Annotated in this window: 12 protein-coding genes; all 12 read left to right on the plus strand. The window is 39.6% G+C overall.

The features are described from left to right. The 12 genes from F7D73_RS09170 to F7D73_RS09225 all read left to right on the plus strand — a co-directional run bounded on the left by F7D73_RS09170 (nt 1) and on the right by F7D73_RS09225 (nt 18672). Nucleotides 1–2175 carry a peptidase domain-containing ABC transporter gene (locus F7D73_RS09170; protein WP_153124203.1) on the plus strand — a complete coding sequence of 725 codons (2175 nt, stop codon included), beginning with the start codon at nt 1–3 and terminating at the stop codon, nt 2173–2175. After that, nucleotides 2172–4868 (plus strand): TonB-dependent receptor, encoded by a 2697-nt coding sequence (locus F7D73_RS09175; protein WP_153124100.1) that lies wholly within the window; start codon nt 2172–2174, stop codon nt 4866–4868. Before F7D73_RS09170 ends, F7D73_RS09175 begins: the two co-directional genes overlap by 4 nt. 111 nt (nt 4869–4979) lie before the next feature. Further along, nucleotides 4980–6377: a DUF5687 family protein gene (locus F7D73_RS09180; protein WP_153124102.1), complete on the plus strand. Its 1398-nt coding sequence runs from the start codon at nt 4980–4982 to the stop codon at nt 6375–6377. 134 nt (nt 6378–6511) lie between these two features. Then, entirely contained in the window at nt 6512–7219 is a 708-nt protein-coding gene (locus F7D73_RS09185; protein ID WP_153124104.1) for an ABC transporter ATP-binding protein, read from the plus strand. A 940-nt stretch (nt 7220–8159) separates the two neighbouring features. Further along, a complete protein-coding gene (locus tag F7D73_RS09190; protein WP_153124107.1) occupies nt 8160–9299 on the plus strand; it encodes an ATP-binding protein in 1140 nt (379 codons plus the stop codon). Between the two features lie 215 nt (nt 9300–9514). Next, complete coding sequence (locus F7D73_RS09195) at nt 9515–10231, plus strand: DUF5036 family protein (protein WP_153124110.1); 717 nt, start codon at nt 9515–9517, stop codon at nt 10229–10231. 522 nt (nt 10232–10753) lie between these two features. Further along, complete coding sequence (locus tag F7D73_RS09200; protein ID WP_153124112.1) at nt 10754–13123, plus strand: hypothetical protein; 2370 nt, start codon at nt 10754–10756, stop codon at nt 13121–13123. 11 nt (nt 13124–13134) lie between these two features. Further along, the gene (locus F7D73_RS09205; RefSeq protein ID WP_153124114.1) at nt 13135–14010 is read left to right on the plus strand and encodes a GLPGLI family protein; all 876 of its coding nucleotides are present in this window, start codon (nt 13135–13137) and stop codon (nt 14008–14010) included. A 185-nt stretch (nt 14011–14195) separates the two neighbouring features. After that, entirely contained in the window at nt 14196–15017 is an 822-nt protein-coding gene (locus F7D73_RS09210) for a GLPGLI family protein (RefSeq protein ID WP_194256885.1), read from the plus strand. A 37-nt stretch (nt 15018–15054) separates the two neighbouring features. Continuing rightward, the gene (locus tag F7D73_RS09215; protein ID WP_153124118.1) at nt 15055–15888 is read left to right on the plus strand and encodes a GLPGLI family protein; all 834 of its coding nucleotides are present in this window, start codon (nt 15055–15057) and stop codon (nt 15886–15888) included. A gap of 31 nt (nt 15889–15919) precedes the next feature. Next, complete coding sequence (locus tag F7D73_RS09220; RefSeq protein ID WP_153124120.1) at nt 15920–16762, plus strand: GLPGLI family protein; 843 nt, start codon at nt 15920–15922, stop codon at nt 16760–16762. Between the two features lie 47 nt (nt 16763–16809). Beyond that, nucleotides 16810–18672, plus strand: a complete 1863-nt coding sequence (locus F7D73_RS09225) for a carboxypeptidase-like regulatory domain-containing protein (protein WP_153124122.1) — start codon at nt 16810–16812, stop codon at nt 18670–18672. Nucleotides 18673–18674 lie beyond the last annotated feature (2 nt).

Raw genomic sequence — 18674 nt, forward strand, 5'->3', positions numbered from 1 at the left:
ATGAAGAGATTCACTTTGTATACTCAAAGGGGTACTTTGGATTGCGGACCAACATGTTTGCGAATGATAGCTGCATTCTATGGGAAAAAACTTTCCATGGAATGCATCCATCAGTTGTGTGTGTATTCCCAAAATGGCACAACGATGTTAAGTCTCAAGAAGGCGGCAGAAGTGATAGGCTTTAAAGCTTTGGGAGTAAAGGTGAACCTCCTAACATTAGCTGAAAATATTCCTTTGCCTTGTATTTTGTATTGGCGACAAGAACATTTTGTTGTTTTATATGAGGTGAGAAAAAAAAGAGGTCATATATATTATTATGTTGCAGACCCAGTAGGCTCACGTTTTAAATATTCTGAAACAGAGATGGAAAAATGTTGGGAGATTGATGAGAATACTGGAGTTGTTTTATGTCTGGAACCCACGGAGGAATTGAATGATTTTGTAGAAAAGAAACAAAAACAAAAAAATGTGCTTAATTTTCTGTGGAGTTATATACAGCCATACAAATATGTTATGCTGAATATACTTTTGGGTATGTTTCTTGGAACAATCTTTATGCTCTTCGTTCCGTTCTTGACGCAAGCGATAATAGACTTTGGTGTAAAAGACAAAAACGTTTACATCGTTTGGATAATATTGTTGGGACAATTTCTTTTGGTATTTGGAACAACTTTTGTAGAACTTGTTCGTAATAGAATCTTGCTTTACATTGGTGTTAGAGTAGATATATTGATGATTTCTGACTTTATTTTGAAACTTACAAAATTACCAATCTCATTTTTTGATATAAAAATGAGTGGAGATATCATGCAACGTATAAGTGATCATCAGCGCATAAAGGAATTCCTTACAGGTACGAGTTTGACGATGCTGTTTTCATTAATTAATCTGCTGATTTTTAGTGGTGTTTTCCTGTATTACAATGTTATGGTCTTTTTGATCTTTACTGTATGTAGCACTTTGTATATTGGGTGGGTATGGCTTTTTATGAAAAAAAGAGCTACTATCGACAATCGGATGTTTTCTCTTAATTCTTTGAGTCAAAATAATGTCTTTGAAATAATATTTGGTATGCAAGACATGAAACTCAATGGATGTGAGAATGATAAACGATGGGATTGGGAGAAAACTCAAGTTAGTATTTATAAAGTACTTTCTGATGGATTGAAACTATCGCAATATCAATTGTCTGGTGGTGTCATGTTGAACCAAGTGAAAAATATATGTGTTACCGCTTTTGTTGCGACGAGAGTTATTGATGGAACGATGACATTGGGTATGATGCTCGCTTTACAGTTCTTGATGGGTATGCTGAATAGTCCATTGGAACAATTAGTTACTTTTGTGAAGAAGCTTCAAGATGCTAAATTAAGTATGGGACGTTTAAATGAAATATATAATTTAAAGGATGAATGTGAGGGGGAAAAAGTTGCAAAAATACCACATGATAGTATTAATGTTCATCATATATCTTTTAAGTATGATAAACTTGCAGAAGAAGCAGTTTTAAAAGATGTAGATTTTGAAATTAAAAAAGGCAAGTCAACAGCTATAGTTGGTCTTAGTGGAAGTGGGAAAACAACATTATTGAAGCTGTTATTAGGTTTTTATACACCTGATGTAGGTACAATAACTATAGGAGGTATTTCACTTCTAGACTATGATATTAGAGAATGGCGTAAGAAATGTGGAGTAGTAATGCAAGATGGATTTGTTTATTCAGACACGATTGCACGTAATATTGTTCCTTCTGGCGAAATAGATAAGAAACGTTTGATATTGGCAGCAAGAATGGCAAACGTCCTTTCTTTTGTAGAGACTATGCCATTAGGATTTCATACAAAAATCGGTGGTGAAGGCAAGGGATTGAGCTCGGGACAAAAGCAACGGTTGTTGATAGCCAGAGCTATATATAAGAACCCTGACTATTTATTTCTAGATGAAGCAACAAATTCTCTGGATGCAAATAATGAAAGAGAAGTTTTGGGTAATTTAAAATCCTTCTTGCAAGGACGTACTTCTGTAATTATTGCTCATCGTTTAAGTACGGTAAAAGACGCAGATCATATTGTGGTCATGAAAAGCGGACATGTGGTGGAGCAAGGGACACATCAAACTCTATTAGATAAAAAAGGTGTATATTATTCATTAATTAAAAATCAACTCGCAGTATGAAACATAATAAGATATTAAATGGACATAGCAAAGAACTTAACAATATGCTGAGGCAACCAATGGGACTTCTGGAGAGATGGGGATTTCTTTTCATATTTTTGCTGTCATTGTTGTTGCTTCTAGGTGTTTTTACCATGCATGCCCAAACTGCCGTCACGACTCTTCGTGGTTGCGTGAAAACAGATGCCAATTCGCCTGTTTCTGGAATTAATGTTTTTGTCAGCCAATTGAATCAGAGGTATAAGATACTGGGAGCTAGTCTGACAGACAAAAATGGTATGTTTTCTGTATCTTTTCATACATCGGCAGATAGCGTCAGTTTGTTTTGCTCAGGCATGACGATAAATAAATATCAGGAAAACGTATCCAATAAAGATGCTTTCCATACGTTGTACGTGGAGGAAAAGACACAAAAACTAAAGGAAATAACTGTGAAGGCGCAGAAAATCTATATGGGTGGAGATACCATTAATTATAATGTTGCTTCTTTTCTTAACAAAAACGACCAATCTATAGCAGAGGTGTTGAAAAGAATGCCTGGTATTACCGTATCTAATACAGGTCAGATTGCCTATAAAGGATTGCCAATCAAAAACCTTTATATTGAGGGATTGGATTTGATGAAAGGTAGATATGGTATAGCTACCAATAATGTGGATCCCAATAGTATCTCTACGGTTCAGGTATTGGAAAACCATCAAGAGATTAAAGCTCTTAAAAAACTGCGCCCTGAAGAACGCGCTTCCATTAATTTGAAATTGAGAGAAGGTGTGAAGGGTGTCTTTAACTTGATAGGTGTTTTGGGAGCAGGAAATGGTGACGATGCTCTTTGGAAAGGAGAGTTGCTTGCTACATATTTTAAAAAGAACTCTCAATTGTTGGCGATGTATAAAGGAAATAATATCGGAGAAGATTTGGAGGCGGAACTACGCTCTTTTGACGGGGATGACTATGCTCGTACAATCAATCTGACTGGAATAGAAATGCCTTCTGCACCAGGCATAGCCAAGCGATATTATTATTTTAATCGTTCGAATAGCTTGACATTTAACAATATCTATCGTTTAGGGAAGGATGTAAATCTGGGAATAAATCTTGGAGGTTTGTCTGATAGGGATAGACGTAACAATCAGTCTTTTATTCATAACCTTTTGCCTGATGGCACTTATCGTTCCATAGTAGAACGTATATCTGCTAAATTGCATAAGGAAATTGGATATGGGGATCTTGCACTCGTGAAAAATTCTGATAAGCAATACGTCAAGGAATCTCTGACGTTTGATTATTCTTCGTTCGTGGGAACCAATCGAATCGAAAATGAAGGTAATATTCTGCAAAGTGGTAAGATTAGGGATTATCGTTTGCACAATGAACTTCATTTGACAAGTAAGTTTCATCAAGGACGAGGTGTTGATTTTGTGTCTAAGTTGAATATAGAAAAGCGACCTCAGAATCTCTTTGTTGATAGGAATCTGTTTCCGGATATTCTGACTTCGGATGGCATGAATCAATGGGTGGAAAGTAAAAATGTAGAATCTAAGAATCTTCTGGGAATATTGTCTTCATTGGTGATAGGTAACTTGCAAATTAGCCCAACTGCTTTTTGTGATGTTCGTCATGATAATTTGGAGAGTACTTTGGAAAAATACAAGAACCGACTTGCCCTCACCGAAATGAAGGTGGGCTTGGGACTTGGAGCAGATTATAAGATCAACAAGTTGAATTTAGATGTAGATATGCCATTGGGATATCGCTATCAGCAATTGAATGACCAAATGGATAAGACGAAGCTGCTTTATAGGTGTTTTAATTTTGAGCCTAGTATCATAGCAACTTATTATCTTAATGCTTCTCATTCTTTCGCCTATCATGGTTCTTTATCTAATGAGTTGCCTACAATAGAAAACTTGTATGCTCAATATATATTGAATAATTATCGGCAGCTCTCGTGTTATGCCACTCCGTCTTTATATGAAGGTACCTGGATAAACCATAAGGTATCCTATCATTTTAAGAATATTTTTAAAATGTTTTTTGTGGATGTGGATCTGGCATGGAATAGCAATAAACCCAAGATACTTTATGGTAGTACTTATGATGGGGTAGTAGAAAAAGTGGAGAGCCAACCTACTGAGAGTGTTGCAAAACGTCTGAATTTCAGACTAAATACCAGTAAGGGGTTTGATTGGAAAAAAACGAAAATAGCATTGATGTTAAATTATGCTCATGTGGATAGTCCTATCCTTCTGCAAGGAGAAGAACTTAACTATTCTAGCAATACATGGAGTGTAAAGATGAATGCAAGTGCAACAATTATGAATTGGTTGGTAGCAAGTCACGAGAGTTCTTATTATTGTGCAGGAAGTAAAATGAGTGGTAATATATCAATGGCTTCCTTGCGTTCTATGACGAATGATACATCTGTAGATTTCTTATTGCCTAAAGGCTTGTCGATATCTACTACTTGTTCTCATTATTATAATAGTCTGAATGAAAAGAATAAATCTTTTGTTCTGTGTGGAGTGAGTGGTAGCTTTTCTTGTAAAAAATGGTTGTTTACTTTAGATTGTAGCAATATTTTTAACAAGAAGAACTATTCGCGCTCTAATACTTCGGCACTTACAGAAAGGATTTCAGAATATAGTATTCGCCAACGAAGTGTGCTGCTGACTGCGAGATATCGTATACTTTAAGGCTGGGAATGTTAGATTAATGTTATTTTTAGGTTATTTCTTCTAATTTGTTAGAGAATTCAGAGTTTTTTGTTTACCTTTGTGCCCGTAAACCATTGAAAAGAATGAATTATGTTGAAATTACTGTTAAGGTTATGGTGGCTGCAGCAGCGCCGTAACTTCCGCAAGAGAGACGCCTTCGTGGCTTGCTACATCATCACCCTGTATGTGGTGATGGGCTTCTGCTTCTTCCAGGGCTTCACCGAGAGTGGAGGAGAACTGAAGGGAGAGGACATGCCGGCAATGTTGGGTCCGGGCATCGTAATCGGTATGCTGATTCTAGACATCATCATGAAGATGGTGATGAAGAGGGACATCACGGCGATGGATGATTATGTGAAGTCGCGCCCTGTGCCAGAGAAAATCTGGAATAAGTTCCTGCTCACTACCAATCTCGTGAGCATCTGGAACTATGTGCTTCCGGTGTTTGCGCTTCCAGTGTTCATCTATCTCTTGCCGGCAGGTGAGGCTGTAGCCAGCTTTTTCCTGTTCCTGGAGTTCTCTTTTGTCAACGGCATCTATATCACCTGTTACCGCAAGGCTACGAAGTGGATTCTGAAATGGCCTTTGATATTGGGATGGATGGGAATGTATGCCGTGCTGATAGGATATTTGTTAGTGGCTTTCTTCTTCCCAGTATATATGGGATGGATAGGTTTCTTCTTCCTTGCTGGAGCGGTATTCACCGGACTTACCGCCTATCTCTATCACGAAAAGATTTATAACGAGCAGAAGCAGAAGGTTTCCAAGTTCCGTGGCTTCAGCCATGTCAACCTCTTCAGTCTGCAATATATCGGCACATTGAGAGCAAAGCGTTCCCGTACGATGGTGATTATGGTTACTGCCGTCTTCCTCTTCGATGCCTATCTCTTTGCCCTTCTTCCTGCAGAAGCGGGACAGGAGATAGGGGACAAGGTGGCTATGACTACCCTCTATGTGGCAGGTGCCATCCTGCTGCCATCGGTGGTATTATCGCAATGGACCTTTGGTATTGAGGCAAACTTCTTCCATGGTTTGATGACCAAGCCGGTAAAGGTGAAGCAGATGCTGCAGAATTGCTTCTATTATTATATGGTAGTGAGTGCGATTGCCTTGTTGCTCACCCTTCCGTTCCTTTTCCTGCAGGCAGGAATCGGAATCCAGGTGCTTATCGGCGGTTTCTGTCTGGCAGTATTCATCAATCTCTTCAATCTGCCTACGGCACTCTTCTCTTCCCGTCTGGAGATATTCCAGACTTCCATGTTCAGCATGCAGGGAGCGAATCTGAAGATCAATCTTTATGCCATCGCCTTCCTCTTCCCGCTGGCAGGTGTCGCTGCCATCTATCATTTCTTTGGCGAGACGGCATGGTTTATCACCTGCATAGCGCTGGCAGTCATCAGCATTGCCATCCACAAATGGTTCATCGCCAAGATTGCTGCCATCTTCGAGAAGAACAAGTACAAGCGCATGGAGAAGTTCATGAGTTAAGTGAAGAGTGAAGAACGAAGAGTGAAGAAACAACGTTCGGCGGCCGAAGGGAAAGCCAATTCAATAGCTTTACTAATCATAAAGTTCAAAGTTCAAAGCTCAACGTTCAAAGTAACAATAAAGTTCAAAGTAATATGATTAAGATTCAGAATCTCAAAAAGATATATAATGGCAATACCGTACTCGATATTGATAATCTGGGTGTTGCAAAGGGCGAGTTGATAGGACTCGTAGGTAATAATGGTGCGGGCAAGACCACCTTGCTCCGTCTGATTCTCGACCTGATTCAGGCAGATGATGGTTTCGTGGAAAGCAATGGACAAAAGGTGAACGAGAGTGAAACCTGGAAGGAATATACCGGCAGTTACATCGACGGCAGATTCCTCATCGACTTCCTCACCCCTGAGGAATACTTCGATTTCATCGCTGATGTTTATAACATCGACGATGAAACCCTGCAGGAGCGACTGGCGCAGTTTGAGGGCTTTATGCACGATGAAATCATGGGAACCAAGAAGTATCTCCGTGATTTCTCTCAGGGCAACCGACAGAAGATTGGCATCATTGGAGCGATGATCATCAATCCGAAGGTTCTTCTCCTGGATGAGCCGTTCAACTATCTCGACCCATCTTCTCAGATGACTATCGCCCACATGATTCAGCGCATCTGTAAGGAACAGGGCACCACGGTCATCATCTCCAGCCATAACCTCAACTTCGTTGCCGACATCTCCACCCGCATCCTTCTGCTGGAGAAAGGCAAGCTGGTGAAGGATCTTCCGAATGCTGATGGCGCTGCCATCGCCGAACTCAACGAGTACTTCGGTATTCAGGCGGAATAAAACATAATTTTACACATAGATAAATCTCTCTCTCTGAATCGCCAGCGAAGCAACAGAATAGCTTCCTGGCGATTCTTTATTTTAAAATCCAGTTCTTTCACTCTGTCTGTAAAGTATGGAGCATCAACAAATGAGCCCTATTTAAATGCGAAAGAAGGCTTATTCCACTTTTTGCCTGGCTATGGCACAAAGTTGCCCTTAACTGGGGCAATATTGTGCCATTGCCAGGCATAAAATAATACGTCGGGAGATAAATTTCAATAGGACTGTTACTACGATTCGGCAGAAGCTTTCTGGTTGCAGGTGGAGTCGGTTTGCGTGAGAAAAACCCTACTCTCGATTTCACTCTTCACTCTTCACAGATTCGCCTGAAACCCCGATAAACACTGGGGTTGCGAGAGGTGAAGAGTGCTTGCTCACTCTTCACAACTCTTCACCACTCTTCACCTTATTGCGAAGCTCGGTCATCATTGATGACAGGAGCTGGTCATAATAGATGATTGGTGCTGGTCATAATAGATGACCGAACCATTGCTTATATGATGCGTTTTTAAAAAATGATGAGGGTGAAGAGTGGTGAAGAGTGGTGAAGAGTCAGCTCAACTCTTCGCCGCCATAAGTGTCTCACACACAAAAGCTTACATTATGAATGTGAAGAGTGAAGAGTGTTTTTGAAAGTAGCTTTCTATGCATCGGGTGCTTGTAAATGGTTAAAAATTCGTGACTTATGGGCTGTCGGGCAGTTTGTCCGGACAAATTGAATTTGTCCGTGTTATTTTCTTTGCCTTTTAACTCTATGTTTTCCACTTCGGAACTCATAGACTTAGGAGTCATAAAACTATGACTTGTTTTTGTTAACATTGAAATTTTTCGATGAAAACCTTTGCATATATGCATTTTTCTTCGTAACTTCGCAGCGGAATATAAAAAAAGAAAAGCTATGGAAGAGATTAGAAAATATCCGGTGGGCATACAAACCTTCTCTGAGATACGAGAAGAAAACTATGTGTATGTGGATAAAACTAAGTATATTGTGGATTTCATAAGAAATGGATCCAAATATCTGTTTCTGAGTCGCCCAAGACGATTCGGAAAGTCTCTTTTTGTCTCTACGCTTCAGGCTTATTTTGAAGGAAGAAAGAATCTGTTTGATGGGCTTGCCCTTGGGGATTATGAGAAGGAATGGGTAAAGTATCCGGTTTTTCATTTTGATATGAGTACGGCAAAGCACATGAATCCTGCTGACTTAATCAATGAATTGGAAGGTAAGCTAAGCCAGTTGGAACAAATCTATGGTACAGAAGATTGGGCTATTAAGGCTAATCAGCGTTTGGAATGTCTGGTAAAACGTGCTTATAAGCAGACGGGGCAGAAGGTAGTCATTCTCATTGATGAGTATGATGCTCCATTGCTGGATGTCGTGCATGAGAAGGAAAATCTGGTAGAACTCCGTTTGATCATGAAGAACTTCTATAGTCCTATTAAATACTTGGACCCTTGGTTGCGTTTCGTCTTTATTACTGGTATTACCAAGTTCTCTCAATTAAGTATCTTTAGTGAAATCAACAACCTGGATAATATCAGCATGTTCGACCAGTATTCTGCTATCTGCGGTATTAGTAAGACGGAACTTCTGAATGATATGAAGCCGGATGTGGAGTTGTTGGCAAAGCATTTAGGCAGAACCTTGGAAGAAACAATAGGTGAACTTACGTCATATTATGATGGCTATCATTTCAGTGATCATTCAGAAGATATATTCAATCCTTTCAGTCTTGTGAAGGCCTTGAAGAACAAAAAGGTTTCGGCTTATTGGTTCAGTTCCGGTACGCCAAGTTATCTCATCAAGACTTTGCAGAAGTATCATGTGGGAGTAATGGATATAGAGCAGAAAAGTGTAGGGGTTGATGACTTTGATGTTTCGCCAGAGCAGATGACTTCAGCGCTTCCTTTGCTCTACCAGAGTGGTTATCTTACCATCAAGAAGTATAATCCGCTATTGCAATGCTATCAGCTGGGGTATCCTAACAGGGAAGTGCGCATAGGAATGGAAATTATGATAGCCAAAAGCGAACGATAGGGGATTGGAAGATAGAAGAAACATAAAAAATAGAAGATTTTGAAGGAAAGCCTCGGCTACTTTGATGTAGTCGGGGCTTTTTGAAACCTACATCATTTTTACATAATAAACTGGGGAACAAATATTATGTGAGAAATGATGTAAAAAGTTTGGCGGTTTGAACAATTTTCGGTAATTTTGCAGCTGTGATTAATAACAATTTAAATGGCAAGGTTATGAAGAATATAAAAAAGTTTGTTTTGTTGGCATTGAGTTTGTGCATTACTCTGTTTGCTACAAGTTGCAGTGAAGATGAAATGTCACAGGCTTCTTTTAACTCACTGAATATGCTCGATGAGAATCATGGCAAGACCCTGTTAGGTGAAACGGGAGTTTATATAAACGGCTCGATGAATTTCCGGTCTGACAGTTGGCAAGTAATTGATTTGGGAATTTCTTCAAGTTTTCCGAGTAAGACGATGCCAAATTTGGATAACTTGTCAAGCGAAATAAGCGTATTGCCAAATCACCGGTATGCATGTTGTAATACCGAAAATGTTTTGACTTTTCCTTCTCATAAGAATGCATATGAGATAGGATGCAAATATTATCAGTTTGTGGTATCTTCTTTCTTGGAGAAAGAAACTGGCAAGGTTGGGGCTGTCGTAGAATATACGTCGTCTTTGTCTGATGAAAAAGAATTGCCTCAAAAAGATACTAACATAGGTAACTTGTTTGGGCTAGACGAACAATTGTCGTTTGATGCTCTTGGAGCAGAAGAATATTGTTTTTTCGAAAAGAGTGAAGACTTTGCAATAAGTCTGTCTAATGGACATTTGAAAGTGGCTTTGCGTAAGTCTCCAAATGAACTCTATGGGCCTTATGGCACATATTCGATATATCTACGCAAAGGCAATGTGTATACTAAAGTGACATTTGATGTCGATCTTTAGCTTATATCAGCAAAGGTAGAAATGAAGAGACTTGGTATTCCGGAAGAATAGCAAACCTACATCATTTTTACATAATAAACTGGGTAACAAATATTATGTGAGAAATGATGTAAAAGGTTTGGCGGTTTGAGCAATTTTCGGTAATTTTGCACCGAGATATTTTTAATTAACTGAGCCTACTTTCAATAAACCTTACTTTTTAAAGTGGGCTCAGTAAATGACAAAGATATTTCTTTAAACTTAAAGGTTATATTAATATGTTTGTTAAGAGATTTTTTATAAGTATATCCATGTTGTTCTTTGTTACGCTTCTGTTGCAAGCTAAGAACAATGTGATAGACAGTGGGCAATATTTTAGACCTTTTAAATCTGAGGGGCAATTATAAGTGCTTGTTTCTTAGAATTATATGTAATTTGTGCAATGGCATAGAAATAGACCTATTTTGTTTGGATGAAGTCAAAAAACTATGTAATTTTGCAGCCGAGATTCAATAACATCTAAAAGGTAAGAATAAGAAGAAAATGTTTAAAATGCATCAAGGTGTTTTTAGGTATATACTAAGTATTCTAGTGCTTTTGTTGTTCGCAATGAAAACACAGGCCCAAGAAGTGGCTGAACCTCTTGACTCTATCATAAAAACATTAAAACTAAAAGAGGTTGTTGTGAAGGCGAAGAAGATACGCCAATCAGGTGATACGATATCCTATGCCGCCTCTTCGTATATATCAAAGGATGATAAAGTCTTGGAAGATTTGCTTCGTAAAATGCCAGGTGTAGAGGTGATTGGTAATGGGCAGATTAAGTATAATGGCCAATGGGTGAATGAATTTTATATTGAAGGGGCCGATATGCTTGGTGACAACTATGGCGAGGCAACGAAGAATTTGGATGCCAAGGCTATTGGCTCTGTGCAGATAATGGAGAATCACCAGAACATTAAACTTTTTCAGGGAACAAAAAGTGGCAATGCGCCTGCTATGAATATAAAACTCAAGCAAACGGCAAAAGGTGCATGGACTGCCATGCTTTCTGTTGCGGTTGGCGGTCAGCCTAAGCTGGCGAGGAATATGACTGTTAACTTAATGAACTTCCGCCGCAATAGTCAAAACCTGACATTGCTTAAAACGAATAATGTAGGTGATGATTTACGTAAGGAAATCAATGCCTCGTCTTCGCTGAATTCTGTTTTGGGTGCAGGAATATTGCTGCCCGATAAACCTGCTGTTTCTGATTTATATGCCTATAGGAATGATTCATATAGTGCCTCTATCAATCAGCTTTATAAGTTGGATAAGGACAGGACTTTGAGCTTTAATGTAAATTACCTTTATGATCAGGAAAAGCAAAATGCTACCGATGAAAGCCGTTATCTCTTGGATGATGGCACTCGATATGTTATACAGGAGTCTAACCAGGCTTTGGTAGGGCAGCATTTTGTTGGAGGACATGTCGCTTATAAATTGAATAGCTCCAAAAGTTATCTTAAAAACAATTTGTCGGTAAATGCTTCTTTTCCTAAGAATGAAGGCTTGGTGAATGATTTTGTCGCTCAGACTCTCTCTGGTCATAGTTTCTTGTTGAGTAATGTGATGAAGGCAAACTATAAGAAAAAGAATGGTGGAGTCGCAGATTTGGAATGGAAAGCTTCTTTTGCGGATAAGAGAGGGGTGCTGAATATATCGGAAACGAATATGAGCCAGTTACTGAGACAACGCAACTTCCAGAGTGAAGCTACTGGATCTTTGTTGGCTTTCACGATTCCTCATCTTATGTTTAATTTGAATGGCAAGGTCATGTTTGATTGGCAAAGGGTAAGTGCAGGATTGAATTCTCTGTCGGATACTTCTGGCAGCGAACAGAAAACCTGGTTGTTGGGAGCTTTTGTTAGCCCTAAAATCCTGTTGCATTTTGGAAACAGACTGCAATGGCTGGTTTATGTGCCTGTTGGGGTGAAATATTATCATTCTGCTGATGGCTCTTTGGATTATGACAAGCGTTTCTTTTCGACTTGCCCATATTCTAATCTGACATATAAACCTACTGGTCGCTTATCTTTCGACTTGACGACGATATGTGAGGAGTCGATGCCTTCTGTCTTGTCTCAGATGGTTTTAAAACATTTTGTGAATTATCGTACGACAATGTCCAATCCTCATCAGGTAGAGATAGCTCCCAATCGCTCTGTTAAACTGGCGCTTACGTCAAGTTATAAGGATATTATTAAAATGTTGTTTGGTGGTGTTACTCTGTCTTATGTGGATGCTCGAAATGGTAATAGTATGGGGTATCAGGTGATAGACGATGTTGTCAATTATATCGTCCAGCCGCAATCTACCAAAAATAGAGTTTGGCAGATAGAACAAATGGTTTCGAAGGGATTCTTTCGATGGAATTCCAAGATAAGCGAATCTCTCAGCATAGGAACGTCCAGGAGTGAATACTATGTAGGCGGAGATTGTCATGATGGTCGGAGTGACTATCTGCAAGCTAAAATCTCGTATGTTGCTTCTGTATGGAAATGGCTGAACCTGTCAATCTCTAATGATTACTCTGTGTCAAAACCATATACGGATGGAAAGGCAAGTGGGGATGTTTATAGAACTTTCATGAATGCTTCTTCTTTTACGTTTTGGTTGGGTAAGCAATTGAATGTGGTGCCCTCCGTGCAATATTATCATAACAATTACTTCTCATCAGGTCGCAACAATGTGTTCTTGAATACGGTGATGGAGTATTATTGGGGTAATGCAACATTATCGTTGAAATGTACCAATCTTTTAGATAGTCGTACATTCCATCGTATAATAGACAATGGAATAACACGTTATTCCGGTGAGTATCAATTACGGGGCAGGACAATCCTGTTCGGAATACGAATAAAAATCATATAAAATACTTCAAGATGAAAAATTATAGGAAACTGCTGGTCATGGGCATGTTGCTCGTGGGAATGAATGTGAGTGCGCAAGTAAGTGTGACTTATGCTTTGGATTCACCAACTTTTACTTTGGCGCATGAGAGTACGGATAAGTTTGAAACCTTGGATTCTGCTTATCTTAGTGTCACCTATCGTTTCAAATATCGCCAGACGGCAAAGGATGATTCCTTGCGGATGGAAGATCTTATGGATCTACAGCTTGGCAGAAAGTATAATGCTTTCTTCAGTAAAAATCTGCGCGATCTGGATCAGGAGAATACAAAGTCTTTGAAAACAACGATGCGATTTACTCCTATTCCTGAGGAATATGTGGGTTTTGACATATTGTTTAGCCATTCAGATAAAACTTGTCAGGTTACCAATCGAATTCCTTATACCAGTCAGGTGATAGAGTATAGCGAAAAAAAGCCAGATATTAAATGGCGATATCTGCCTGAGGATACCGCTACGGTGATGGGCTATCTTTGTCATGCGGCCGAATGTCAATATGGTGGTAGAACATGGAAAGTATATTATGCCGATAAAATCGCTTTGCCTTATGGTCCATGGATGTTGAATGGAGCAAAGGGACTCATTTTGAAAGCGGTGGATTCTGACCATGATTTTGTGTTTGAGGCTGTCGGGTTAACCCAGAAGTCGCAGCCTGTTATTCGTTATACTTGGAGCAGAAAGACGATGAGTAAAGAAGAATGGCAGAAGTATGCGGCAAATATGTATAAGAATGCAGGTGCGTTTGTTCGCAACACGGGAGCACGTATTATCGTGATGGACAATAGTGAAAAAGGTTTTCATCATCTGAATGAAGATTGGGAGCAATATTACAATCCTTTGGAGAAATAACATGGCACTAGTGTCTCTTAATCTCCGATTTTTAATCGGGTGCAAAGGTACGCATTTCAAAACCCGGACAGGGTATCAGAAGGCAAAAACGTTGTGCATGAACAACATAATTTCGAATTTAAATAATTTTTAAAGACATATCTTTTAGGAGGTATTGAGGTTGTGCATTGTAAAAAATGGTTATTATGAGGATTTTAATAAGTATATCGGTATTATTCTTTTATGCACTTTTGTTGCAAGCTAAGAATGAGGTTATAGATCATGGGCAATTTTTGTGCTCATATTATTATTGTTATTCGAAAGATACGATAAAGAATGATGAGAAAGGAGAAGATTTACTTTTTCTTTCTATCGGAAAGAATGTTTCAAAATGCTACAGCTATTATACGTATCAGTCTGATTCCTTGCAATCTACAGAAGATGGCAAGGCAAAGTTTCGTGCATTGTTTAAAGAAGCGTTAAAGCGAGAAGGATATCTGACTAATTCTTTTCCACATCGCAGAATGACGGCGTGCGTCTATAAGAATTATCCCCAGAATATGATGACGGTAACGGACGATCTGATGTCTCAGTATTATGAATATAGTGATAGCCTGGGTGTACAGAATTGGGTTGTAGAAGGTGATAGCATTAAAAACATATTAGGCTATAACTGCCAGAAGGCAACCTGCAGATTCCGTGGTCGCTCTTGGACGGCATGGTTTGCCTTGGATGTTCCTATGAGTGATGGCCCTTGGAAATTTTGTGGACTTCCTGGTTTGATTATGGAAGTGTATGACAAGGGGAGACAGCAATATTTTTGCATCAAGGGATTGCAGAAGGATGCTGGCACGCCTATCGTTTATGATGTTTTCAATAGAAAACGGATAAAGATTGACCGGAAAGCTTTTCTGAAGTCTAAATATAATTATTTTCATAATCAAAATAGCATAGACGAGGCTACGTCAGGTATATCCTTAGGTCTGACAGACGATAAACGTAACTATGACTTGATAGAAAGAGAATAGAATCAAAGAGTATCTTTATTTTAAACAAGGAAAAGTTATGGAGAAAATGAAAAGTTTGGTGGCATTAACAATCTTAGCCTATATGGGGATAGGATGTTGTTATGCCCAGAAAAAAATAGATGAGGCTTATCTGAAATGTCAATATGATTATACTTATGTAGTGGATACTTTGTCTGGAAAAACAGCCAAGGATTGGTTGGTGCTGCAGATAGGTAAAAATATGTCCAAATGCTATAGTTATTATAGTATGCAGGTAGATTCTATTTTTGCTTCTCCTGATAGAGATGTAATACTGCGGCAGCAAATAAATGCTGCGATAGGTAGTAAGACCGAGTGGCCTCATAAAAGGATGAAAGCCTATGTGTACAAAAACTATCCGCAAGGAAAGATGACTGTAACAGATGGTTTACTGATGCAAGATTATATTTATGAAGATACTTTATATGCTCAGAATTGGGTAATACAAGATTCTTCTAAATTAATCTTGGGACATGAGTGCCAAAAGGCAGTCTGCCATTATCGTGGTCATTGTTGGACTGCATGGTTTGCTATGGATATTCCAATAACTGATGGTCCTTGGAAATTATGTGGATTGCCGGGATTGATCATGGAGGCTACTACGGAAGATAATAGCCATACCTTTAAACTTCTTGGCATGGAAAAGGTGTCAAAGGAGCCGATTGTCTTTAGCAAGACTTACGTTGGAAACAACAAATTTGAGAAGACTACATTTGAAAAATTCTTAAAGGAACAATATGTATTTCTTTTTGGAGATTTCCAGTCACAAACGCAACTTCAGGGCATTGATATTCCCCAGATAGAAAAAGTTGGGTCTAAAAAGTGGAAATATAAACAATTAGAATGTTTGTAAAATATAAATAGATATATAGTATTGAGAAATCATGAAGAGAAAGTGTTTCGTATTTCTGTTTTTGACTATTTGTCTTATTGGGTTTGCCCAAAATAAGAAGATAGATACGGCTAATATGCTGTGTAGCTATGTATATGAATATCTTACGGATACGCTGACTGGAGAACAACAGCGCAAAGAAGATTTGCTCTATCTGCAAATCGGAGCGGAGTGTTCTAAATGCTATAGCTATTATACCTATCAGTGTGATTCTCTGATGGCTTCTCCTAATGGCGATAAACTATGGGATAGCTTCTTGACGGAAGCGATAGGGAAGGGATTGAAAGGGCGACAATTGCGCAATGCCATACCCCATCGCAGAATGACTGCTACCATCTACAAGAATTATCCGCAAGGAGAAATGACCATTACAGATTTCTTGTTGGGGCAATATTACCTTTATGAAGATGCTTTAAACTCACAGGAGTGGAATATAGAAAGTGACAGCATGAAGGTTGTTCTTGGACATGAATGTCAAAAGGCTACTTGTAGTTTCAGGGGAAGAAAATGGACAGCTTGGTTTGCCTTGGATGTTCCTGTAAGTGATGGACCTTTGAAATTCTGTGGTCTCCCTGGGTTAATCATGGAAGTATATGATAGAGGAAAGCAATACTACTTTTGTATTAATGGAATGCAACAGGTTAGTGCAACACCAATCACTTTTGGTATATTAGATAAAGATTTTAAACATTTTCAGAAAACAGATAGAAAAGACTTCTTGTTATCAAAGTATAGATATTTGAGGAATCAAAATAGTATAAATGAGGCTTCTACAGGTATCTCTCTAGGTAGCGTGGATGAAGCTCTAAAATATGATCTGATAGAAAAAGAATAAGTATCAACGTAAAGAGAGAACGGATTGGTTTCTCAAGAAGATAATTTATGAAGCAACTGTTTTTATATCTTTGGTTTATCTGTATGAGCACTTTGACCTATGCCCAGCAAGTTACCTTGTCGGGTAAGGTGGAAGATGCCTATACGGGCAACGGGTTGCAGGGGGTGATGGTTACCATCCGACCTGCTGCCGGCAATAGAATCCTGAAGTTTACCAAGACGCAGGCAGATGGAAGTTTCCTGCTGTCGCTCAATGCTATTCCGGATGGTCGTAACGTGCTGCATTTCTCGATGATGGGATATGCTGTGAAAACCATTCCTTTGTCGAAGGATACTACTGTTTATCATGTGCTCCTGACGGAGCAGGCTACAAAGCTGAAGGATGTTGTGGTGAAGGCTCCAAGCATCCGGCAGCGGGGCGATACCATCTCCTACAATGTGGCAAGCTTTGCCGATGCCAACGACAAGAGTCTGGCTGATGTCTTGAAGAAGATGCCGGGAATGGAGGTGTCGGACAAGGGAGAAATCAAATATAACGGCAAGGCTATCAACAAGTTTTATATCGAAGGACATGATATGCTCGGCGGCCGCTATTCCATCGCCACCAACAACATCCATCAGAAGGATGTCGGTTCGGTAGAGGTGATGACCAATCATCAACCTATCAAGGCTTTGGAAGATATGTCGTTTTCGCAAGACCCTGCCATCAATATCAAACTGAAGGAATCTGCCAAGAGTCGTCTGGTAGGAACGCTGAAAGCAGGTGGCGGTATGGAGCAGAAGAAAGGGGAGCAGTTTGGTAAGCTGAATGTCTGGGAAGGCGAGATGTCGTTGATGCGCTTTGCCAAGAAAGCCCAGTCGCTCAATACCTTCAAGAGTAATAATATAGGTACGGATGTAACCGGTGAAGGCAATCTCCTCTTTTCGGATGATGGCACTGGAGCGATGAGAAATTCTTATAATCTGAAAGATTACGTGAATGTTACGCCCGACCAGCTGACGGATATTTCAGACAGCCGTGTGCGTAAGAACCAGACTCATGTTTTCACAACCAATAATCTCTGGGTATTAGGCAAAAATACAGATTTGTCTTCTCAGATTGTCTATACCCACGACCGTCTTCTTTCTTCTTCATTCAGTAATACCCAGTATTTCCTGAATGATTCAACCATTTATGATGTAGAGGATGAACAGGCAAAGCAGAAGCAGAACAGATTGGTTGCCGACTTTACGCTGACTTCGAATGGCGAAAAGTCGTATGTTGCCAATCAGCTTTCCACCGACCTGGCTTGGAATGATGTCATGATGGACATTGCCGGCTCTTATCCTAATCATCAGCAGGTCAAGATGCCGAAATATAAAGTATCGGACAAGCTGGAACTGTTGCATCGGAGTGGTAAGCGAACTTATACCTTTAACACGTATAATGCTTATATGGTGAATCCGCACTCTCTGTCTGTTGATAATTCGCAGCAAACGGCTTATCAAAGTGTTCGTTCGGCAGCATTCTTCAGTCATACCAATACTTCGCTCGGCTTTTTCCTCAAGCCTTTTACCGTAATGATGAAGGTAGGCTTGCAGGTATTGAGCAGAACGATGAAGAGTCATCTGGAGGGAGTACCTGATTCCCTGGGTAATATGCGCAATCAGTTGGGCATGACCTTCTTCCGTGCCTATGCATCGCCGGAGGCTGAGTATAACCAGGGTGGCTGGCATATCCGTTTTCAGATGCCTATCACCTTTACACCTTATTATTATAATGATAAGTTGATGGGAGCGAAAGAGAACGCCAGCAAGACACTGGTTGCTCCTCAACTCAGCGTGAGCTATTTCCTTACAGCCCGTTTGCAGGCTACGCTTTCCGGTGGAATCGCTCAGCGGGAAGTGGATGAACAGAATTTCTATCAGTGACT

This window comes from Segatella copri (assembly GCF_009494395.1).
In the GTDB taxonomy this organism is placed as follows: Bacteria; Bacteroidota; Bacteroidia; order Bacteroidales; family Bacteroidaceae; genus Prevotella.